Annotated in this window: 10 protein-coding genes; 3 read left to right on the top strand and 7 right to left on the bottom strand. The window is 72.3% G+C overall.

Annotation, left to right across the window (positions count from 1 at the left end):
• Positions 1-102 (top strand): acyl-CoA dehydrogenase family protein (locus ABT008_RS27995; protein WP_350699943.1); only part of this gene is annotated, 102 nt, incomplete at its 5' end.
• 47 nt (positions 103-149) lie between these two features.
• Here the strand turns inward: ABT008_RS27995 and ABT008_RS27990 are convergent.
• Both ABT008_RS27990 and ABT008_RS27985 read right to left on the bottom strand, forming a co-directional pair.
• The gene (locus ABT008_RS27990; protein ID WP_350699940.1) at positions 150-785 is read right to left on the bottom strand and encodes a TetR/AcrR family transcriptional regulator; all 636 of its coding nucleotides are present in this window, start codon (positions 783-785) and stop codon (positions 150-152) included.
• A 118-nt stretch (positions 786-903) separates the two neighbouring features.
• Positions 904-1,377, bottom strand: a complete 474-nt coding sequence (locus tag ABT008_RS27985; protein WP_350699938.1) for a MarR family winged helix-turn-helix transcriptional regulator — start codon at positions 1,375-1,377, stop codon at positions 904-906.
• 79 nt (positions 1,378-1,456) lie between these two features.
• Here ABT008_RS27985 and ABT008_RS27980 point away from each other — a divergent pair, with 79 nt between their 5' ends.
• Together ABT008_RS27980 and ABT008_RS27975 are read left to right on the top strand one after the other, a co-directional pair.
• Positions 1,457-1,831 (top strand): cupin domain-containing protein, encoded by a 375-nt coding sequence (locus tag ABT008_RS27980; RefSeq protein WP_350699936.1) that lies wholly within the window; start codon positions 1,457-1,459, stop codon positions 1,829-1,831.
• A 236-nt stretch (positions 1,832-2,067) separates the two neighbouring features.
• Entirely contained in the window at positions 2,068-3,612 is a 1,545-nt protein-coding gene (locus tag ABT008_RS27975; protein ID WP_350699934.1) for an MFS transporter, read from the top strand.
• A gap of 334 nt (positions 3,613-3,946) precedes the next feature.
• Here ABT008_RS27975 and ABT008_RS27970 read toward each other — a convergent pair whose 3' ends face one another.
• The 5 genes from ABT008_RS27970 to ABT008_RS27950 are packed head-to-tail and all read right to left on the bottom strand — an operon-like array spanning position 3,947 to position 22,314.
• On the bottom strand, positions 3,947-4,474 hold the full coding sequence (locus tag ABT008_RS27970; protein ID WP_350699932.1) for a flavin reductase family protein: 528 nt from the start codon (positions 4,472-4,474) through the stop codon (positions 3,947-3,949).
• A 57-nt stretch (positions 4,475-4,531) separates the two neighbouring features.
• Positions 4,532-5,662 carry an LLM class flavin-dependent oxidoreductase gene (locus ABT008_RS27965; protein ID WP_350699930.1) on the bottom strand — a complete coding sequence of 377 codons (1,131 nt, stop codon included), beginning with the start codon at positions 5,660-5,662 and terminating at the stop codon, positions 4,532-4,534.
• Positions 5,663-5,667: 5 nt separating this feature from the next.
• Positions 5,668-13,776: a hybrid non-ribosomal peptide synthetase/type I polyketide synthase gene (locus tag ABT008_RS27960; protein ID WP_350699928.1), complete on the bottom strand. Its 8,109-nt coding sequence runs from the start codon at positions 13,774-13,776 to the stop codon at positions 5,668-5,670.
• Positions 13,773-17,018, bottom strand: coding sequence for a type I polyketide synthase (locus ABT008_RS27955; RefSeq protein WP_350699926.1), 3,246 nt, complete (start codon positions 17,016-17,018; stop codon positions 13,773-13,775). The genes ABT008_RS27960 and ABT008_RS27955 overlap by 4 nt, the downstream gene beginning before the upstream one ends.
• 1 nt (position 17,019) lies before the next feature.
• On the bottom strand, positions 17,020-22,314 hold the full coding sequence (locus ABT008_RS27950) for an acyltransferase domain-containing protein (protein WP_350699925.1): 5,295 nt from the start codon (positions 22,312-22,314) through the stop codon (positions 17,020-17,022).
• Positions 22,315-22,389 lie beyond the last annotated feature (75 nt).

Here is a 22,389-nt window from a genome sequence, read left to right as displayed (position 1 = left end):
CCGGTCGAGCGGATGATGCGCGACGCCAAGATCACCCAGATCTACGAGGGCACCAACCAGGTACAGCGCATCGTGATGGCCCGCCAGTTGCTCAACGGCTGACTCGTGACGGCCCGGTAGGCGCTCGGCGGCTGCCGGGCCGGGCCGACTCAGACCAGCCCCTCCAGCACCATGGCGCTGAACTGGCGCGCCACGTCGTCGATGCTGAGTGGGCCGCCGAGGTTGAGCCACTGGTAGGCCCACGCGCACATGCCGACGAGCCCGAAGGTGATGATCCGGGGATCGACGTCGGCCCGGAACACGCCCCGCGCCACGCCGTCCTGGATCATGCCGGCGAAGGCCGCCTCCAACCGGTCGCGCTTGCGGGTCACCTCGGCGAACAGGTCACCGGTGAGGTAGCGCCGCTCCTGGTAGAAGATGGTCACGTGGGCGCGGTACTCGGCCACGCTGGTCAGGCTGAGCCGGATCAGCTCCGCGACCCGCACCTTCGGGTCGTCGCTACCGCTCTCGATCCGCTCGATCGCGGCGAGCTGCGCCTCCAGGTACTCCTCCTGGATGTGCCGCAGCAGGTCGTCCTTGCTCTCGAAGTGGTGGTAGAAGGCGCCCTTGGTGAGCCGCGCCTGGTCGGCGATCTCCTGCACCGACGTGCGGTCGAAGCCCCGGCGCTCGAACAGTTCGAGGGCGCTCGTGATCAGGGATCGACGGGTGTTCTCCGGGTCGTAGCCGTCGGGCCAACGCTGCCGACGTCGGGTCGTCGCCGGCCGGCTGGACGTCGCACGAGCCATCTGTGGCCTCCGCCTTCGGTACCCCGTCAATGTCCCGTCATCCTACCGCCCGGTCGGAAGGTTGTGGGGGCACGCGCCCGGCGATTCATCCGGGTGACTACGAATCGGCCGCCGGCCGCTACCAGAAGGGCCGCAGCGGCGGGACGTCGTCACCGGCGATGTTACGGATCACGCGGGCGAGTTCCTGACGCAGCGCGGCCAGCCCCTCGTCGTCCAGGCTGACGGCCAGCCGGGACTCGATCTCGGTCAGGGTGCGCCCCGCCGTACGCATGTGCTCGCGGCCCTTGTCGGTGAGGACGACGAGCTTGCGGCGACCACCCGACGGGTACGGGCGGCGCTCGACGTAACCGGCACCTTCGAGGTAGTCGACGATCTGCCCGGCCGCCTGCTTGGTCACACCGAGTTGCCCGGCCAGCTCGGTGCTGGTGGCACCCGGGCCCTGCAACAACTGGAAGACGAATCCGTGGATGGGGCGGAGGTCGTCGTAGCCGATCGCGTCGAGTTTGGTGACGAACTCGGTGAGGACGAGTTGGAACGACATGCCCAACAGGAAGGTCAGCGGAGTTCGCTCGAGCGGGTCGGGGTCAGTCATGCAAAACAGCTTGACACAGCCTGCAAGCAGGACTTTACTGACGTTACGCAAGTAAAGCTAATTTACTCGGAGGCCGCCGATGAATGTCATCAGTGAGACGGAAGCCCGTACGACCACCACCCCCGCCGGCCAGATGTTCGGTCTCGCCGGCCCGAGCCAGGGCAGCGCGGAGGTGAGCACCTGGCGGGTCGAGTTGGGCGAGGACGCCGCCACGCCGGTGCACGGCATCGACGCCGAGCAGGTGTGGATGCCGATCTCCGGCACCTTCGAGGTCACCGTGGGCGACGAGACCAAGCTCGTCAAGGCCGGCCAGGCGCTCGTCCTTCCGGGCGGTGTCATGCGTCAGCTCAAGACCGTCGGCGGCCCGGCCCAGGCGCTGGTCGCCATGAAGGTGGGCGGCAAGGCCATGCTGCCGAACAGCGACAACAAGGTGCCGCTGCCCTGGGCGGAGTGACCCGCCTTCGGGCGTCGACTCCGCCGAGGCACGGAGGCACCACCAGTCCCGGGCGGGCTGGTGGCGCTTCCTCTCCGCACATCGCACGGGTTCGATCGCATTACCACCCCTCCGGTTGAACCTTCGACGTCCGGGCCTGGCGTGGTGATGCCAGTCTGCAAAGGACGGCAATGCAACCCCAAGCTCCCGCGTTACCCCCGCTGACCCCGGCCCGACGTCGGGCGATCTCGGCACTGATGGCGGTCATCGTACTGATCGTCGTCATGGACATCACCATCATCAACGTCGCGCTGAACCCGATCCAGCTCAGCCTCGGCGCGAGCAACGCCGAACTCCAGTGGTCGCTGGACACCTACCTGATCACGTTCGCCGCCTTCATCTTCACCGGCGGGGTCTGCGCGGACCGGTTCGGTCGCAAGAAGGTCCTGGTCGCCGGGCTGCTGATCTTCGGTATCGCCTCGACCCTGGCCGCGTACGCCGCCGACGTCGAGTCGCTCATCCTCTGGCGGGCCGTGATGGGTGTCGGCGCGGCCGTCATCCCCACCGTCACGCTGGCCGTCATCATGGCCACCTTCCCCCCGCCGGAGCGCCCGAAGGCCATCGCCACCTGGGCCGCCGCCGCCGGTGTGGCCTTCGCCGTCGGCCCGATCCTGGGCGGCGTGCTGCTGGAGAGCTTCTGGTGGGGCTCGATCTTCCTGATCAACGCCCCGCTGGTGCTGATCAGTGTCGTGCTGATCGCCCTCTGGGTGCCGGAGAGCCGCAGCCCGATGAAGTCGCGCTTCGACCCGCTCGGCGTCGTGCTGTCGATCGTGGCCATCGGCCTGCTGGTCTACGGCATCGTGGTCGGCGGCGAGGACAACGAGTGGCTCTCGCTGCCGGTGCTGGGCTCGATCGTCGCCGGGCTGGCGCTGATCGCCGTGCTGGTCCTCGTCGAGAGCCGGATGGCGAGTCCGTCGCTCGACGTGAAGCTGCTGCGCAGCAGCCGTTTCTCCGCCGGCACGGCCACCATCGCCCTGTGCTTCTTCGCCCTGATCGGCGCGATCTTCGTGATCCAGTTCTACTACCAGGCGGTGCGCGGCTACTCCCCCATGCAGGCCGGACTGCTCATGCTGCCGATGGGCGTGGGCACGGTGCTCACCTCCGCGCGCTCGCCCAAGCTGGCGGCCCGATTCGGGCCGCGTACGGTGGTGGCCGCCGGAGCCGTCGTGATGGCGCTCTCCTTCGTGCTGACCGCCGTGATGGACCGGCAGACCGGGGTGTGGCTGCTCATCGTCGCGCAGTTGCTGTTCGGCATCGGCTGGGGTTGCATCATGGCGCCGGCCACCGGCTCCCTGATGTCCGTGGTGCCGCTGCCGAAGGCCGGTGCCGGGCAGGCGGTCACGCAGACCGCCCGCCAGGTGGCGGGCGCACTCGGCGTCGCCGTGATCGGCAGCGTCCTGGGCAGTGTCTACCGCAGCTCCCTCGGCGACGCGGTCGACGTGTTGCCCGCCGGGTTGCGCGACGAGGCCGGTGACTCGATCGGCGGCACCCTGCGGGCGATCGCCTCCGCCGGGCTGCCCGACGGAGGAGCCAGCCTGGTCGACGCGGGCATGCAGGCGTACCTCACCGGCATGCGAGCCGCCATGATCGTGGCCATCGTCGTCGTGCTCGCGGCGGCGGTGATCTCGCTGCGCTGGCTGCCGAAGCAGTTGCCCCCACCGCCCATGCCGCCCGCGCCCCCGGCACCGCCAGCCACCTCGGCGGACCAGCCGCAGAGCGTGGCGGCCAAGCCGGTGGGCTGACCACTCCCCCCGCACGCACCCGGGTCCACGGCCGTTCGCGGCCGTGGACCCGCTGTGTAGCGCGGCCCCCCGGGACGGTCCACGTCGGAGACCCGGGACCGAGACCGGCTGGTCGGACAGTCGAGACCGAGACCGGCTGAGGCGTCCGCCGGTGGGCGGACACGACGAGAAGCGCCGGGTCGCGTCCTTGGTGTGGACGCGACCCGGCGCGTACTCCTGGCACCGGACCGTCGGGGATGGGGACGATCTGCGGCCCGTCGGCGGATGACCGGCGCGACCGTCGGTGCTCATGTCCCCCGGTCCGTCGACTGACCGGGGAAACAGTGGGCCGGGCTCAGCCCCCCGCGGGCTGCCCGGGCACGGGGACGTGGAAGCCACGGCGGTACCACAACAGCGGTCGCGCCTGGCCCGAGACGTGGACCTCGGTCAGGTGGCCCACCAACAGGTCGTGGTCGCCGACGGTGAGGCGGTCGGCCAGCGTGCAGCGGAACACCGCGTGCGCGTCGCCGAGGTACGGCAGCGTGCTGCCGGCGAGGTCCCGGCAGTCCGACCCGGCGAAGCGGTCGGCACCCCGGGCCGCGAACCGACGGGCGGTCGCCTGTTGCTCCTCGCCGAGCAGGTTCACCGCGAACTCGTCGGCGTCCACCATGGCCGTGAAGCAGCTCGACTCGTGCCCGATGCCGACGATCAGCAGCGGCGGTACCAGCGAGGCGGAGACCACCGAGCTGGCGGTGAACCCCCAGCGTCGCCCCTCGCGGTCTCGGGTGGTCACCACGGTCAGCGGTGCCGCGAGAAGCGACATCGCGTCGCGGAACGCCACGCTGTCCAGGACTGGTCGTACCGCACCGACGGGTGTTCCCACGGCCGTTCCTCCCTCGTGCCTGACCATGCCCGGCGGCCCGGAGCACGGCGCGTACGGTCAACGGGGCGACGACGCCCGGCGGGCGGCCTCCCGGGCCTGCGCCGAGAAGTCACCGCGGTTGTCCGACACCCATCGCTGCGAGGCCCTGCGGCTCTCCAGCGCGCCGGTGAAGTGCGGCGCCACATAGCGCGCCAGCAGCTCGTAGCTGTGCTTGGTCTGCTCCCGGGTGGCCCAGTCCTGGGTGTTCACCAGCAGGGTGCCGAAGCCGCCGCTGTCGGCCTGCATCCGGGCGATCGCCTCGACGGCGTCCTCCACCGAACCGATGATGGCGGTGCGGGTCTCCATCGCCACCTCGGGTTCGCGCCCCTCCGGCAGCTTCGCCTCGGCGCCGACGGTGTCCTGGACGTACTCCCGGAACCAGTGGCCCATCCCGGCGCGGACCTGGTCCATCGCCTCCTGCCGGGTGTCGGCGATGTGGACGCAGATGGCGACGCGCCACGAGGCCCGGTCCATCGTCTTACCGTGCGTGGCGGCCTCGTCCTCGGCCGCCGCCCACAGCTGCGCCAGCGGCGGCTCCACCATGCCGGGGCGGCCGGCGAAGGTCAGCGCGGACAGCCCGTAGCGTCCGGCCAGCCGCATGCCGCGCTCCGAACCGGCGCTGGCCACCGCCACGTCCAGCGACGGCCGGGCGTACGGCTTCAGGTGCAGTCGGGCGTCGCGCAGCTCGAACCAGTCGGTCTTGCGGGTCAGCGGGGTGGGGTCGGTCAGCAGGTGGACGATCGCGTCGAGCGACTCGGCCATCATCCGCCGCTGGTCGGAGGCGGCGATGCCCATCATGTGCGCGTCGGCCGGCGAGACGCCCGCGCCGACGCCGAACATGGCCCGGCCCCGGCTCTGGTGGTCGAGCTGCACGACGCGGTTGGCGGCGGTGAGCGGGTGGTGGTAGGGCAGGCTGACCACGCCGGTGCCCAACCTGATCCGCCGGGTCCGCTCGGCGGCGGCGGCCAGGAACACCTCCGGTGAGCTGATCGTCGACCAGCCGCCGGAATGGTGCTCGCCGACCCACGCCTCGTCGATGCCGAGTGTGTCCAGCCATTCGATGAGATCCAGGTCGCGCCAGATCGCGGTGGTCGGATCCTCGCCGAGGGAGTGGAACGGCGGGATGAACGCGCCGAACTTGAGGGACATCGAACTCACCCTTCAGTCAGTGGGGGAACCTGCGGACCCGCCGCAGGCGGGGGCAGGAGCTTGCCGATCTCGTCGGCCAGCACGGCGAGGTGGGGTTGCTGCATCACGGTGTAGTGGTCGCCCGGTACGTCGACGCGGACCGCCTCGGTGACCAGGTCCATCCACGCCTCGGTGGTCTCGACGTCGGCACCGCCGTCGCGGGCGCGCAGGAAGTGGACCCGGCCGGAGTAGGGCTGCGGTTGGTGGTCGAGCAGGGCCCGGAAGTTGCGGGTGAAGCGCTCCGCGATGGCGGTGAGCGTCTCCAGGTCCACCTCGGCCGGCAGCACCTCGCGACGGCGGGCCTCGGCGTGCAGCAGGTCCAGCGCCGAGCGGCCCGGCTCGGGCGTGAAGGTGGCCGGGTCCGGTCGCCACACCCGACCGGTCAGCCCGGCCAGGTCGCGGGCCAGCCAGGACAGCAGCACCGTCTCGTCCACGGCGTCCTCGCGTCGCCGGGGCGGCTCCATGATGTCCACGGCGAGCACCACGTCGACCTCCGCGCCGGTGGCGGTGATCTGGCGGGCCATCTCCAGCGCGATCATCCCGCCCATCGACCAGCCGCCGAGGCGGTACGGTCCGGCGGGGAACGCGCGCCGGACCGCGTCCACGTAGTGCGCGGCGAGGTCGGTCAGGCTCTGCGGGGCCGGCTCCACGTCGGGCACCTGCAACCCGTAGAACGACTGCCCGGGGCCCAACCGGTCGGCGAGTTCCGAGTAGCAGAGCACGTCGCCGCCGACCGGGTGCACGAAGAACAGCGGCACCGCGTCCCCGCCGGTCCTGATCGGCACCAGGGCCGTCCGACGGTCCGGCGCGGTGGTGTCGCGGACCAGGTCGGCCAGGTGCCGGATCGTCGGGCGGGCGAAGAGTTCCGCAAGCGGCAGCACCCGGCCGGTACGGGCCCGGATCTGGGCCATCAGACGGACCGCGAGCAGCGAGTTGCCGCCGAGGGTGAAGAAGTTCTCGGTGACGCCCACCCGGTCCCGCTCGAAGAACTCGGCCCAGAGGTCGGCCAGTTCCCGCTCCACCTCGTCGCGGGGCAGGGCCGACTCGCCCTCGGTGTCGCCGCTGTCCGGCTCCGGCAGCGCCGACCGGTCGATCTTGCCGTTGGCGCTCATCGGCAACTCGTCCAGGACCGTCAGGTGCTGCGGCACCATGTACTCCGGCAGCACCCGCCGCAGCGCCTGGTCGATCGCCTTGACCGCGATCTCGCCGGGGTCGGCGTGATCGGGGTCGAGCACCACGTAGCCGTGCAGGCGCTTGGCGCCCCGCCGGGCGCCGTGCGCGACGACGGCGGCGGAGCGTACCCCCTCGCACTGCGACAGCGCGGCCTCGATCTCGCCCAGTTCGATGCGGTAGCCCTGCACCTTGACCTGGAAGTCCTCCCGGCCGAGGAACTCGATGAGGCCGTCCGGCAGGTAGCGTCCCAGGTCTCCGGTGCGATAGAGGCGCTCGCCGGTGAGGGGATGACGGACGAACGCGGCCCGGGTGCGTTCGTCGTCGTTGAGGTAGCCCTGTGCCAGGCCGACACCGCCGATGTACAGGTCCCCGGTGACCCAGACCGGGCAGGGTTGCAGCGCGTCGTTGAGCACGTGGAACTGCTGGTTGCGCATGGGTCGGCCGTAGGGGATGCTCGCCCAGCCCGGATCGACCGTGTCGATCGGGTACAGGATGGACCAGATCGCCGCCTCGGTCGCCCCGCCCAGGCTCCAGAGGGCGGCCTGCGGTGCGACCTGCCGGAGCCGGTCCGGCAGGGTAACCGGGATCCAGTCCCCGCTCATCATCACCACCCGCAGCGCGAGCGCGCGGTCGTCGGTGCGGGTCAGGACGTGTTCGGCGAACATCTCCGCCAGCGCGGGCACGCTGTTCCAGATCGTCACCCGGTGCGTGGTGGCCAGGTCCCACCAGCGTTCCGGTTCCCGTTGCGCCTCGGGCGGAGGCAGGACGACGGCGCCGCCGACGCCGAGGAGTCCGAACACGTCGTAGACGGAGAGGTCGAAGTTGAGTGCGGACAACGCCAGGACCCGGTCCTCGGCGGTCACCCCGAAGCGCTCGTTGACGTCGTCGACGGTGTTCCGCGCGCTGGCGTGGGTGATCATGACGCCCTTGGGCAGGCCCGTCGACCCGGAGGTGAAGATGACGTACGCGAGGCTGTCGGGGCTGGCCTGGCGGGCGCGGGCGGACCGGCGGGTACGGCCGGCGGGCAGCGTGTCCACGGTGGTGCGGACCACGTCCTCCGGCCACCGGATCCGCTCCTCGACCCAGGACTGGGTGAGGACCAGCGAGATCGCCGCGCTGTCCAGCAGCAGCCGGAGCCGCTCCGGCGGCACGTGGGCGTCGATGGGCACGTAGGTGGCGCCCGCCTTGAGTACGCCGATCACGGCGACGACCTGCTCCCAGCCCTTCTCCATCACGACGCCGACCAGGGTGCCGGGGCCGGCGGCGTTGTCGGCCAGCCACTGCGCCACCCGGTCGGAGCGGCGGTCGAGTTCCCGGTAGGTCAGGCGCCGGTCCGCAGTGATCACCGCCGGCCGGTCCGGGTACCGGGCCGCCGCCTGAAGGAACGGGGCGTGCAGCAGCCCCGTCGGCACCGGACCGGCGGTGGCGTTCACCGCGCGCCGAACCGCCAGGTCCGTCTCCGGGGTCAGCACCGGGGCCGGGCGACGCCAGGTCGACTCGTCGCGGCACAGGTCGCGCAACGTCTCGACGTACGCGTCGAACATCGCGTCGATCATCCCGGCCGGGAACAGTTCCTCGATCACGTCCCAGTTGACGACCAGCGCACCGGCGTCCTCGACGACCTGGTGGTCCAGCCACACCTGGGGCGTACGGATGGAACTGGCCACCTCCCGGCCCCCGGCACCGAGATCGAGCAGGTGCTGGGCCAGCCCGGTGGCCGCCGCGCCGTCGTCCTTGGCGGCGAAGTTCACCGTGCTGGCGAAGACCACGGGCATGGTCGCCCGAGCCGAGCCGCCTCCGGCGGCGTTCAGCTCGCGCAACACCTGCACGCCACTGAACTGGCTGTGTTCCAGGTCGCTCCAGAGCTGCCGTTGGACACGGACGGCGCGGGTGCCGAAGTCGTCGGTGCGGGTGCTGTCGACCTCCAGCAGCGAGGTGGTGCTGAAGTTGCCGAGCATCCGGCTGACGTCCGGGTGCACCGGCGCGCGGTTGAAGAACAGCACGTTGAGGGTGAACCGGCTGCTCTTGCTCCAGGCGGCCAGCACCTGCGCGTACGCGGTGCACAGGGCCGCCGAGGCGGTGACGCCCCGGGCGGTGGCGAACTGCTTGAACCGCGTCCAGTCCGCCGGGTCCAGCCGTGCCGACCGGTGCGCGAAGACCGGCCGCTCCACCTGGGCCGGGCTCGTGGCCAGCGGCAGCTCCGGTGCCGGGGGCAGGTGCTCCAGCCGCCGCATCCAGTACTCCCGCGCCGCGGTGTGCCGGGGCCCGCCGATCTCCTGCTGACGGGCCAGCACGTAGTCGCGGAACGTCAGCTCCAGCGGCGGCAGCGCCGCGTCGTCGCCCCGATAGGCGGCGGCCAGTTCGCGGAAGAGCATCGACGTGCTCCAGGCGTCGATGATCAGGGCGTCGAAGCCGAAGTGCAGCCGAGTCCGGTGCTGGTCGACCCGGGTCGCCCGGACGTCGAACAACGGCCAGACCGTGGTGTCGAAGACCTGGGTGCTCATCTCGGCCCGGATCTCGTCGAGCCGCTCGTCGCGTCGCCGGTCGCTCTCGGCGCGCAGGTCGACCACCCGGATCTGGTACGGCGGCACCTGCGGCAGGACCCGCTGGTGGCCCTCGGGGCTGACCACCGCCCGCAACATGTCGTGGCGGTCCACCATCCGGCGCAGTGCCGCGCCGAGGCGGTCGACGTCGAGCTGCTCGATGTCGACCTCCAGGAAGAAGTACGTGGAGGTGTTGCCGAGCTCGAACGCATCGGAGCGGCCGACCAGGTACGCCTGTTGCAGGTCGGTCAGCGGGAACGGCTCGTACCGGTCGGCCGGGGCCGGTCGGACGGTGGTGGTCTCCGGCCGCTCGGCCGCCGAGGGCCGGTCCGTCGAGGTGGAACCGCCGAGTCGGGTGTGGGCCGTCTCGGCGAGGCTGACGATGCTGCTGCCGTCCAGGAACGCCACCATCGGCAGCGAGACCCCCAGGGCGGCGGAGAGCCCTTCCTTCACCTCCAGCGCCATGAGCGAGTCGAGTCCGAGGTTCTGCACCGGTTCGTGCCGGTCGAGCCCGTCGCCGTCGACGGCACCCAGCGCACGAGCGACCGCGTCGGCGACCAACGTCTCGACGGTCGGCCGGTCCAGTGGGCCGGCGGGCACCGAGGTCGGGGGCGGTGGTGACGAGGCGACCGTCGGTGCGGCGGTCACGGCGACCCGTGGGGCGGGGGCCTCGGGTCTCCTGAGGTTCTCCCGGCCCGCGCGCTTGAGCAGGACACCGTCGGCGGACACGACCGCTCGCCCCGCGTCGTCGTAGAGACGTACCTCGGCCTGCAACGTGGTCGGGCCCGCCGTGGGCAGCAGCCGTACGTGGCAGTAGAGCTCGCCGCCGTGCCCGGGCATGCCGTGGAAGCGGAACCGTTCGATGCCGACGAGCAGGTAGGCGGCGTCGGCCTGTCGATCGGCGGGGAGGCAGGCGAACAGGGACTGGAACATGGCGTCGGTGAGACCCGGGTGCAGCAGGTAGTCGTCGTTCTCGCCGGGTCGCGCGGCCCGCATCCGGGCCACCGCTTCGCCGTCGCGCTGCCAGACGTGGTCCACCCACTGGGCCGACGGGCCCAGATAGAGCTTGCGTTGCCACATGCGCCGATAGAACTCGGCTCCGGTCAGCTCGCCGGGCAGGTCGGCCCGGAGTGCGGCGAGGTCGACCGGGGGCTGCGGTGTCGACTGCGGCAGCAGGCCGGCACGGCCCCGGCTGTGCAGCACCCAGGTCGGGTCCGCGTCAGAGTCCGGGTGGGCGGCGAAGTACCGGTAGCCGAACTGCCCGGTGGCGTCCGGCTCCACCAGCAGCTGGGCGTCGACGGCGCGTCCGTGTTCGAGGACCAGACTCTGGGTCACCGTGCAGTCGGTCACCTCGATCGGGCCCGGTCCGCTCAGGTGCCGGACGGCGGCCAGGGCGGATTCGAGGTAGACGCCGATGTTCACCACCGGCAGGCCGTCCATCACGCAGTCGCCGAGGCAGGGGTGGCGCGCGGCGTCGAGCCGGCTCTCGAACTGGACGACGTCCAGCGGGGACGGGACCCGGCGCCCGAGCAGCGACCGTGACCCGGTGTCCGGGACGAGCGCCGTCCCGGCGCGGCCGGTCGGGACGGTGCGTCCCGGTTCCGGGGTCGGGTACCAGTGCCGTTCCCGGCGGAAGACGCTTGTCGGCACCGGTACCCGGCGGCGTCCCCGGCCGAGGGCGGCCCAGTCCACCGGCACGCCTCGGGTGTGCAGCGCGCCGAGGCTGTCCAGGATGGTCCGGCAGTCGTCGTGGCCCTTGCGCAGCGACGGCAGGAACAGCCGGGGTCGGTCGCCGGCAGGGGTGTCGTCGATCCGCCGCGTCATGGCGGCGAGCACGGGTGCGGGGCCGACCTCCAGGAAGACCGTGTGACCGTCGTCGAGCAGGGTCCGGGCACCGTCGGCGAAGCGCACCGTGCCGCGTACGTGCTCGCGCAGGTAGCGGGCCGAGAACCCGTCGGCGGCGTGGTAGGTGCCGGTGACGTTGGACAGCACCGGGATCCGTGGCGGGTGGTAGGTCAGCGTGCCGGCCTCGCGTTCGAACTCGGCGAGCACCGGGTCCATCAACGGCGAGTGGAAGCCACGGGTGGTGGTCAGCCGCTTGCTGCGGATGCCCTGCAACGCGAGCGTGTCGAGCAGGGTCGCCAGCGCCGCCGGTTCGCCGGAGACGACCACGTCGGCGGGGCCGTTGACCGCGGCGACCGCCAGCCGCCCGGCGTACGGGGCGAGTGCCTCTTCGAGCCGGGACAGCGGAGCCGACACGTTCGCCATCGCCCCGGGCGCGGTGGTGTGCATCAACTGGCCGCGTCGGGCGGCCAGTCGGAGTCCGTCGGCCAGGTCGAACACTCCGGCGAGGCACGCCGCGACCAGTTCGCCGACGCTGTGCCCGAGCAGCGCCGCCGGCACGATCCCCCAGGAGCGCCAGAGGACGGCCAGGGCGTACTCGACCGCGAACAGCGCCGGTTGGGTGTTGCGGGTGTCGTGCAGCGGTACGGCGTCGGCCGACGCGGCTGCGGCAGGCGCGAGCAGCGTGTGCAGCGGTGTGTCCAGCAGTGGTCGTAGCAGCTCGGCGCACTCGTCGAGGACCTGCCGGAACACCGGTTCGGTGCGGTAGAGCAGGTGCGCCATGCCCGGGTACTGGGCGCCCTGGCCGGTGAGCAGGAACACCACGCCGGGCGTGGCGTGCGGTCGGGCGTGGTCGCGGCGCAGGCCGGGCGCGGTCTTCCCGGCCCGCGCCGCCCGGAGCTGGTCGCGCAGGTGTGCGGCGTCGGTGCCGACGGCGGTCAGCCGGTACGGCAGGTGGGCGCGACCGGTGGCCGCCGAGTGACAGACGTCCGCCAGCGTGTCGTCGCCGGTCGGTTCGGCCAGCAGCGCCTCGTAGCGTCCGGCCAGTTCGTCGAGGGCCTGCGGAGAGCGAGCGGAGAGCGGGAGCAGGTGAGCGGTCCGGGGGGACTCGTCGGGCACGGTGACCGGCTCCGGTGGCGCCTCGGCCACGATCACGTGGGCGTTGGTGCCGCTGGCGCCGAAGGAACTCAACCCCGCGATGCGGGGCCGGTCGCCGGTCGGCCAGTCCCGGGCGGTGGTGGGGATCTCCAGCGCCATCTCGTCGAGCCCGATGTCCGGGTTGACCGTCCGCAGGTGCAGGTGCGCCGGGATCCGCTGGTGGCGCAGGCTGAGCACGACCTTGATCAGACCGGCGATCCCGGCGGCTGGTTCGAGGTGACCGACGTTGGTCTTCACGGAGCCCACCAACAGGGGCTCGGCCGGGTCCCGCCGGCCGAGGACCGCGTCGGCGGCACGCAACTCGATCGGGTCGCCCAGCGGGGTCCCGGTGCCGTGCGCCTCCAGGTAGCCGACCTCCTCGGGGCGTACCGAGGCGGCCCGCAACGCGGACCGGATCACCTCCTGCTGGGCGTGGCCGTTGGGTACGGTGATGCCGCCGCTGCGGCCGTCCTGGTTGACCGCCGAGCCCCGGATCACCGCCAGGACGCGGTCGCCCTGGGCGAGCGCGTCGGAGAGTCGTTTGAGTACCACCACTCCGCAGCCCTCGCTGCGGACGTAGCCGTCCGCGCCGGCGTCGAAGGTCTTGCACCGGCCGTCGGGGGCCAGCATCCGTGCCCGCGAGGCGACCACCGACCACTCCGGGGCGAGCAGCACGTTGACGCCGCCCGCCAGTGCCATCGAGGTCTCCCCCGACCGCAGGCTCTGACAGGCGAGGTGGACGGCGACGAGGGAGGAGGAACAGGCGGTGTCCACGGAGAGGCTGGGCCCGGTCAGCCCGAGCCAGTACGACAGGCGGCCGGCGGCGAAGGTCGAGGCGTTGCTCGTCAACGCGTACGCCTCCAGCGTCGCCGCGTCGACCTCCCGCATCTGGCGCTGGCAGTAGTCGTAGGTGGTCACCCCGAACCAGACGCCGGTGGCCGAGCCGGCCAGCCCGTCGGGTGCCTGACCGGCATCCTCGACGGCCTCCCAGCCGACTTCGAGCAGCAGTCGTTGTTGCGGGTCCAGCCAGGCCGCCTCGCGTTGCGAGATACCGAAGAAGGCGGCGTCGAACTGGTCGATGTCGTCGAGGAACCCGCCCCGCCGGGTGTACATCGTGCCGGGCGTCTCCGGCGACGGATCGTAGTAGCGGTCCACGTCCCACCGGGACGCGGGGATCTCGGTGATCGCGTCCCCGCCCCGGTCGAGCAGGTGCCAGAACTGGTCGGGGGTGCGTACGCCGCCGGGCATCCGGCAGGCCATCCCGACGATGGCGACGGGTTCGGTCGCCGCCGCGCGGGTCGCGTCGAGTTCGTCGCGCAGACGACGGATCTCGCGCAGGCTCTCCACCAGGATCGCCTGGCGGTCCTTGGGGCCGGTCATCGGATCTCCCCGGTGCCGGTGGAGGCGTTCAGTTCCTCGGCCAACATGTCGAGCAGTTCCTCCTCGGACAGTTCCTCGACGTGTTCCACCACCCGGTGCGGTGCCACCACCGGCGGCGGTACGTCGAGATCCGGCAGCGCGTCGTCGCCGGTCCCGGCGACCAGGGCGGTCAGGTGTGCGGTGAGGGCCGCCACGGTCGGGTGTTCGAACATGACGGTGGCGGGAAGCCGGCGGTCCAGCGCGGCGCCGAGTCGGGCCCGGATCCGGGCGGCGAGCATCGAGTCCATGCCGAGTTGCACGAAGCCGTCGTGCGGCTCGATCCGCGACGCGTCCATCCGCAGGATGTCGCAGACCACGTCGAGGACGAGCCGACGGAGATCGTCGACGTCGCGCACGGGCGGCCCGGTCGTCGGTTCCGGCGCGGGACCGGTCGGCTCCGGTGTGATCGGTGCGGTGGCTGTCGGGCGGGGCCGGCTGCGCGGACGGCCGGTCTGGTCGAACCAGAGCCGCTCGTGCTGCCAGGTGTACCCGGGCAACGGCACCATCGGCACCGGGTCGGGGGCCCGGCGGCGCAGGGCGTCGGACAACCCGTTGGCGTGCAGGGCACCCAGCACGGTGGCCAGCCCGTACGTCTCCGGCTCGTCGCGGCGCAGCGAGGCCAGCGCCAGGCCGTCGCGGTCCGCGCGGTCGAAGCCCTCCTCCACCGCGCCGGTGAGGATCGGGTGTGGACTGAGTTCGACGAAGACGCCGTGCTCCTCGGCGACCAGGGCCTGGACCGCCGGCCAGAACATCACCGGCGCTCGCAGGTTACGCACCCAGTAGTCCGGGTCGAAGCCGGAGCCGTCGCACCACTGGCAGGTGACGGTGGAGAAGACGGGTACGGTGCCGGCGCGGGGACGGATTCCGGCCAACTCGGTGAGCAGGTCGTCGGTGAGGGCGTCCACCTGCGGGCTGTGCGAGGCGACGTCGACGCGTACCGGCCGGGTGAAGACGTTGTCGGCCCGCAGCCGGTCGGCGATGCGGGCCAGGGTCGCCGGGTCGCCGGACAACACGGTCGAGGTCGGGCTGTTGCAGACCGCGACCGACACCAGCTCCTCGTGCCCGGTCACCAGGTCCTGGGCGGCGGCCGTGGGCAGGGCCACCAGCAGCATCTCGCCCTGCCCGGCGATCCGCAGCAACAACGCGCTGCGCCGGCAGACGATGCGGGCCGCGTCGTCCAGGCTCAACGCCCCGGCCAGGTACGCGGCGGCGATCTCGCCCATGCTGTGCCCGACCACGGCGTCCGGTTCGACACCGGCGGCGCGGTAGTGGGCGGCCAGACCGACCGCCATCGCGAACAGGGCCGGTTGGATGACGTCGATGCCGGTCAGTTCGGTGCCGTCGGGCAGGCCGTGCACCGCGTCGAGGATGCTGCGCCCGAGCACCCGACGGAACGCCTCGTCGCACTCGGTCACGGCGGCGCGGAAGTGCGGGCAGTGGCGCATCAGATCCGCGCCCATGCCGGCACGCTGTCCACCCTGGCCGGGCACCACGAAGACGACCTTGCGCCCGGCCCGGTTGCGGGCCCGGCCACGACTGACGCCGGACGCCTCGCCGGTGTCGAGCCACTCGGTGAGCCGTCGGGCCGCCTCCTCGTGGGTGGCGGCGACCACTGTCAGGCGGTGGTCGTGCTGGGTCCGGCGGACCACGGTGGCGTACGCGATGTCGGCCAGCGGTCGGGCCAACGCCTCGGGGCTGCGCAGGTGTGTGACGTAGGCCCGCGCCATCGCGGTCAACGCCTCGGGTGCCGCCGCGGTGAGCGACAGCACGACGGGCTCGCCGTCGTGCTCGTCCACGACGGGCGGGGTACGCGCCTGCTCGGGTGCCGGCCCGAGCACCACGTGGGCGTTGGTGCCGCCGGCCCCGAACGAGCTGACCGCGCCGTAGCGGCGGTCGGTGGGCACCTCCCAGCTCTGCGCGGTGCGTGGGATGAACAGCCGGGTGTCGTCGATGTCGAGGTGCGGGTTGAGTTTCTCCAGGTGCAGCAGTGGCGGGATCGCGCGGTGCCGGATGCTCAGCGCGACCTTGATCATTCCGACGATGCCCGCGCCGGCCTCCAGGTGACCGAGGTTGGTCTTGGCGGAGCCGAGCGCACACCGGTCGGTCCCGTCGGTGGCCGCACCATAGACCTCGCTGAGCGCCTCGACCTCGATCGGGTCGCCGAGTTCGGTGCCGGTGCCGTGTGCCTCAAGGAGGGTGACCTGCCCGGCGTTGACCTGGGCGTTGCGCAGTGCCGTGGTGATGACCGCGCGTTGGGCGTGTCCGTTGGGCGCGGTGAGGCCGTTGGTGAGGCCGTCCTGGTTGACCGCCGATCCGGCGATCACCGCCCAGATCTGGTCCCCGGCGGCGACCGCGTCGGAGAGCCGCTTGAGCACCACCACGCCGACGCCTTCGCCTCGGCCGTACCCGTCGGCCCGGGCGTCGAAGGTCTTGCACCGGCCGTCGGGCGCCAGCGGCAGCCCTCGCGCGTGTGCCTCGGTCAGGGTGGGCGAGAGGATGACGTTCATGCCGCCGACCACTGCGGTGTCGCACTCCCGCGTCCGCAGGCTCTGACCGGCCAGGTGCACGGCGACCAGCGAGGACGAGCAGGCGGTGTCCAGGGTCAGACTCGGTCCGCGCAGGTCCAGCAGGTACGACAGCCGGTTGGCGATGATGCAGCCGACGCCGCCGACCACCGTGTACGTGTCGACGTCGGCCGGGTCGGCGAGCTGCAACTGGAGGTAGTCGGTGGCGTTGGCGCCGACGAAGACACCGGTGGCGCTGCCCCGGAGCTGGTCACGGGTGAGGCCGGCGTTCTCCAGCGCCTCCCAGGAGGTCTCCAGGAACAGTCGCTGCTGGGGGTCCATCCGGGCCGCCTCGCGCGGGGAGATCCCGAAGAAGTACGGGTCGAAGTCCGCCACCCCGTCGATGAACCCGCCCTGGCGGAACACGTTCCCGGGCGGCGCGTCCGCAGTGTGCCACCGGTCGCGTGGCACCTCCACGATGCCGTCGACCCCGTCGATCAGGGCCTGCCAGAAGGTCTCCGCGGAGGTGACTCCCCCGGGCAGCCGGCAACCGATGCCGACGATCGCGAGCGGTTCGCGTGCGGAGCGTTCGAGTGCGTCGACCTTCTGCCGGAGTTGCCGGACGGCGGAGAGGGCCGCGGTGAGCGTGGCCTGCGGTCGTGGTGTGGCCGGGTCTCCCGGACGAGATCCGTCGGCCATGTCAGATCATCTCCATCCGTCGGTTGAGCTCGGCGAGTTCTGCCGCCAGCTCCGCTTCGAGGCTGTCGAGCGGCTCGTCCGGGGGCGTCGGCTCCGGCTCGGGCGCGCCGGTTGCCGCCGGTTGCCGTGCGTCCTCCGGCGGGCCGAGTCGTTCGGCCAGGTGGCGGGTGATCTGGTCGATGGTCGGGTGGTTGTAGATCAGCGTCGCCGACAGGCGCAGACCGGTGAGGCGTTCCAGCCGGTGCCGCAGTTCCAGTGCCATCACCGAGTCGACGCCCATGCTCCGCAGTGGCGTAGTCTCGTCGAGCCGGTGCTCGGGCAGCCGGACGACCTCGGCGACGTGGGTCAGCACCGCTTCGGACAGCAGCGCGCGACGCTGCTCGGGGTCGGTGACCTCGGCCAGGGCCGGGCCGGTGGCGGCGGGTGCCGGGGCGGTGGCGTCCGGCGACGTGTCGACCGGCAGACCACGGGTCCGCACCAGGCCGAGGCCGTGCACCTCGACCAGCAGTCGTCCGTCCGGGGCGAGCAGCCGTACGTCCGCGACCGGGTACCGCTCGTCGGAGACCGGCCGGTGCACCGCGTACGCCCACGCCGAGGTGCCGGGGGCCTGGTGCACGATCACGCGTTCCGCGCCGGTGCTCAGGTAGGCGGTGTCCGCCGTCGCCGTGGCCAGCAGCGGTGCGAGTGCGGACTGGAGTGCGGCGTCCAGCACGACGGGGTGGACGCGGGTGTCCGGCAGCGCGGCCGTGGTGGGTGACTCGATGCGGGCCAGCGCCTCGACGTCGTTGTGGCGGATCTCCACGATGCCCTGGTAGGCGGGGCCGAAGCGCACTCCCCGGGTGGCCAGGTCGGCGTAGAAGGCGGCCCCCTCGACCAGGGTGGATGTGCGGGCGGCCACGGCGGCCCGGTCCATCGGGGGCGGTGGACCGTCGGTGGCGGCGGTGAGCAGGACGCGCATGACAGGCGTCGGTCCGTCGTCGGTGACGCCGAAGACCTGGAGCTGTGCCGGGCGGGCGGTGGCGTCGAGGGTGACCTGCACCCGCCGGCTGCCCCGGTCGGGGATGGCGAGCGCCTGGCTGAACACCAGGTCGGACAGGACCGGCGGGGCGCAGGGCAGGGTCTCGGCGGCGGCTCGCAGTGCGACGTCCACGTAGAGCGCGCCCGGGACGACGACCTGACCGCCGATCCGGTGGTCCCCGATGGCGGCGGTGTCGGCGTCGTACCGCATCTGCCAGTAGTGGTGTCCGGGCACGATCGGGGAGTCCAGGCGGTCGGCCAGCACGGTGGTCGCCGCCGTGGCCGGGGTGGCTGCGGGCGGCGGCGTGTCACCGCCGTCGAAGCCGGCCATGTCCTCCGGCCAGTACCGCTCCCGCTGCCAGGGATAGGGCGGCAGCTTGACCCACGGGTCGCCGGGGGTGAGTGCGCGGTCGAGCGCGACCGGGACACCGGCCACGTGCAGCGCACCGAGGGTGGCCAGCAGGGTGTCCCGTTCCGGTTCGTGTCGGCGCATCGAGGGCAGGACGGTGACGGTGCCGTCTGCGGCGGCGGCCACCTGTTCCACTGCGGGCAGCAGGATGGGGTGTGGGCTGGCCTCCACGAACACGCTCGCGCCGTCGCCCAGCAGCCGGGCGATCTGGTCGCCGAAGAGCACCGGCTCGCGCAGGTTGTCGACCCAGTAGTCGGGTGACAGGTCGGTGCCGTGCACGACCGTGCCGGTCACCGTGGAGTACAGCGGTAGGCGGGCGGCGTGGTGGGTGAGCCCGTCGAGTGCGGCCAGCAGGTCGTCGCGGAGGACGTCCATCTGCGGGCTGTGCGAGGCGACGTCGACGTTGACCCAGCGGCAGAACACGGCGTCGCGTTCCAGCGCCTCGGCGATGCCGGTGAGGGCTGCCACGTCCCCGGAGAGCACAGTGGAGCGCGGGCTGTTGTTCACCCCGATGGACACCACCGCCTCGTGCCCGCTGATCGCCTCCCGGGCCTCGTCGACGGTCAGTTCCACGGCGAGCATCGCGCCCTGGCCGCTGAGCCGGCGCATCAGCCGGCTGCGTCGGCAGATGATCTGCGCGGCGTCGTCCAGGCTGAGGATGCCGGCGACGTGTGCGGCGGCGACCTCGCCCATGCTGTGGCCGACGACGGCGTCGGGGGTCACGCCCCAGGCACGCCACTGTGCCGCCAGTGCGACCTGTACCGAGAACAGCAGCGGCTGCACCACGTCGATGGGGCCGAAGCTCGTGGCGTCCGGTGGATCGTGGAGCAGGTCGCGTACCGACTGGCCCAGGTGCGGGCGGCAGGCGGCGTCGCAGGCGCGGATCGCCGCGTCGAACGCCTCCGCGCGGCCCAGCAGGCCCCGGCCCATGCCCACCCACTGTGAGCCCTGACCGGGAAAGACGAACACGGTACGCGGCGGCGCGTCGACCGCCCGGTCGCTCACGGCGAGGCCGACGACGTGTTCACCGGCGGCGAACCGGCCCAGGTGCTCGGCGAGTTCGGGCAGGTGGTGGGCGACCACCGCGAGCCGGTGCGACTGCCCGGAGCGCCGGTGCGCGGCGGCGGCGAGGTCGGCCATGGACGGTGGGTCCACCGCCGGGTTGTCGATCGCGGCGGCGACCTGCCGGGCCAGTTCCCGCAGCGCCTGCGGGCTCTGCGCGGAGAGGGTGACCAGTTCGCCGATGGCGTCGGCGTCCTGTCCGGGCGGGCGGACGTCGAGGCCGAGGGCGCGGCACTCGGTCAGGGTCTCCGCCAGGCCGTGGTCGTCGTCGCGGCGCAGGGTGGGCAGCACCTGGGCGGACCGGCCGGCCTGCTCGACGCTCTGGCGCAGCGCGGGCAGCAGCACCGGAGCGGCGCTGATCTCCAGGAACAGGTCGTGGCCGTCGTCGAGGAGGAACCGGGTGGCGTCGGCGAGGAGCACCGGCTGGCGCAGGTTCCGGACGAAGTAGTCGGCGTCGGCCTCCCGCCAGTCGAGTGGTCGACCGGTCACCGTCGAGATCATCGGTAGTCGTCCGGGGCGTGGGGTGAGCCCGGACAGTGCGTCCCGCAGGTCGTCGCTGACCAGGTCGATCGCCGGCCCGTGCGCGGCCAGGTCGACCCGGATCAGGGAGCAGAGCACCCCGGCGGCCTTCCATCCGGCGACAAGCGTGCGCAGCGTCTCCTGGTCGCCGGTCAGGGCGGTGGAGCGGGGTCCGTTCTCCGCGGCGACCACGGCGGCGAGGCCGCGCTCGGTGAGCAGGGCGCTCACCTCGGCGCCGGAGAGTTCGACCAGGGCCATCCCGCCGCCGGTGCCGGCCACCCGCCGCTGCTGGTCGCTGTAGTGGTGGATGAGGCGCACCGCGGAGGTGAGGTCGAGGATTCCGGCGATGACCGCGGCGGCCACCTCGCCGAGGCTGTGTCCGACCACCGCGTCCGGCCGTACCCCCCGGTCCTCCAGCCACGCGGCCAGGCCGACCTGGATGGCGAACAGCAGTGGCTGCATGACGCCCACGTCCTCGGCGTCGTCGCGGCCCCGGTTCCGGAACATCTCCTCGACCAGCGAGACACCGGTCAGCCGGTGGAACTCCTGGTCACACCGCCGCACCACGGCACGGAAGACCGGTTCCGTCCGGTAGAGGTCACGGCCCATGCCCGTCCACTGCTGACCGTACGGGGAGCACACGAAAACGACCCGGGGACGGGCGCCCTCGGGTCGTGATCTCTCGACGGGCGGCACCGTCATCCGCGCGGGCTCTGTCCAGCCCTCCAGCACGAGGTGCACGTTGGTGCCGCCCCAGCCGAAGGCGCTGACACCGGCCAGCGACGGCTGTTGCGTCGGCCACGGCTCCACCTCGGTGGGCACCCGCAGCCGCAGGTCGTCGAAGGCGATGTGCGGGTTGGGCCGATCGAAGTGCAAATTCGGCGGGATCGCCCGGTGCCGCAGCACCAGGACGGCCTTGAGCAGCCCGGCGACGCCCGCCGCGCCTTCCAGGTGCCCGATGTTGGTCTTGACCGAGCCGATGACCAGGCTCTGCTGCGGCGGACGGTCAGCGCAGAGCACCGCGCTCAGGGCCCCGGCCTCGATCGGGTCGCCAAGCATGGTGCCGGTGCCGTGCGTCTCGACGTAGTGCACGGCGCGCGGGTCGACGTCGGCCCGCCGGTAGGCCTCGCGCAGCACCTCCTCCTGCGCGACGGGATTCGGCGCGGTGAGGCCGTTGCTGCGGCCGTCGTTGTTGGTCGCGGAGCCCCGGATCATGCAGTAGATGTCATCGCCGTCGGCCAGCGCCAGGTGCAGGGGCTTGAGCACCAGCGCGACGGCGCCCTCACCCCGGCCGAAGCCGTCCGCGTCGGCGGAGAACGCCTTGCACCGGCCGTCGGGCGACAGCCCGCCGAACCGGGTCAGCGCCACCATGGAGGTGGGGTCGAGCAGCAGGTTGACCCCACCGGCGATGGCCGTCGTGGACTCCCCCGCCCAGATGCTCTGACAGGCCAGGTGCACGGCGAGCAGCGACGAGGAGCAGGCGCTGTCCACCACGACGCTGGGTCCGCGCAGCCCGAGGGCGTACGACAGCCGGTTGGCCACCATGTTGAGGGCGCGTCCGGTCGCCGAGTGCGAGGTCAGCCGAGATTCAGCCCGCTGGGCCAGATCGGCGAAGTCGTGCCAGATCGCGCCGACAAAGACGCCCGTACGGCTGCCGTCGAGTCGTCCGTGGGTCAGGCCGGCGTCCTCCATCGACTCCCACGCGACCTCCAGGAACAGTCGCTGCTGGGGGTCCATCTCCTGGGCCTCGCGGGGCGAGATGCCGAAGAACAGCGGATCGAAGCCGTCGATGCGGCCGGGGAGGAACCCCGCCTGGGCGGTGATCGCCTTTGCGGAGTCGGCCGGCCCCCGACCGACCGGCAGCTCGGGGTTCCACCGGTCCGGCGGCACCTGGCGCACCGCGTCCGCCCCGTCGAGCAGGGCACTCCAGAACTGGGCGGGGCCGTCACCGGCCGGCAGACGGCAGGAGAGGCCGACGACGGCGATCGGGCCGTTCGTGGCGGCCGGCGGCGCGGAGGCGGGCGCCTCAGTGCCGGTGGCCCGGTGGCCGTCGAGCGCGCCCTCCAGCAGGCCGGTCGCCAGGCTGCGGACGGTCGGCCTGGCGAACAGCAGCGTCACCGGCACCGACCGGCCGAGCAGGTCGGTCAGCGCCTTCACGAGATGCGTCGCCCGCAGCGAGTCCAGGCCGTAGCTGGAGAACCGGTCGTCCTGCCGGATGGTGGCGGGATCGCGATCGACCAGGCGGCCGATTTCCGCGAGGATCCAGTTGGCTAATTCGTCGTAGCGCATCGGAACAGAGAAATGCCTGTCTTCCGCTGTCAATTCTTACCCCCGTTGGGCAAAGCGGTTTACCGAGCCCTTGAC

The sequence above is a fragment of the Micromonospora sp. NPDC002389 genome (assembly GCF_040296095.1).
Taxonomy (GTDB): domain Bacteria; phylum Actinomycetota; class Actinomycetes; order Mycobacteriales; family Micromonosporaceae; genus Micromonospora.
The sequence above is the reverse complement of the archived record's forward strand: the minus strand, read 5'-3'. Positions and strand labels throughout refer to the sequence as shown.

Bases quoted from the DNA above. Each gene is read 5' to 3' on its own strand.
- ABT008_RS27990 (WP_350699940.1), bottom strand. From the start codon at position 785: ATGGCTCGTGCGACGTCCAGCCGGCCGGCGACGACCCGACGTCGGCAG.
- ABT008_RS27985 (WP_350699938.1), bottom strand. From the start codon at position 1,377: ATGACTGACCCCGACCCGCTCGAGCGAACTCCGCTGACCTTCCTGTTG.
- ABT008_RS27980 (WP_350699936.1), top strand. From the start codon at position 1,457: ATGAATGTCATCAGTGAGACGGAAGCCCGTACGACCACCACCCCCGCC.
- ABT008_RS27975 (WP_350699934.1), top strand. From the start codon at position 2,068: ATGGCGGTCATCGTACTGATCGTCGTCATGGACATCACCATCATCAAC.
- ABT008_RS27965 (WP_350699930.1), bottom strand. From the start codon at position 5,662: ATGTCCCTCAAGTTCGGCGCGTTCATCCCGCCGTTCCACTCCCTCGGC.
- ABT008_RS27960 (WP_350699928.1), bottom strand. From the start codon at position 13,776: ATGACCGGCCCCAAGGACCGCCAGGCGATCCTGGTGGAGAGCCTGCGC.
- ABT008_RS27955 (WP_350699926.1), bottom strand. From the start codon at position 17,018: ATGGCCGACGGATCTCGTCCGGGAGACCCGGCCACACCACGACCGCAG.
- ABT008_RS27950 (WP_350699925.1), bottom strand. From the start codon at position 22,314: ATGCGCTACGACGAATTAGCCAACTGGATCCTCGCGGAAATCGGCCGC.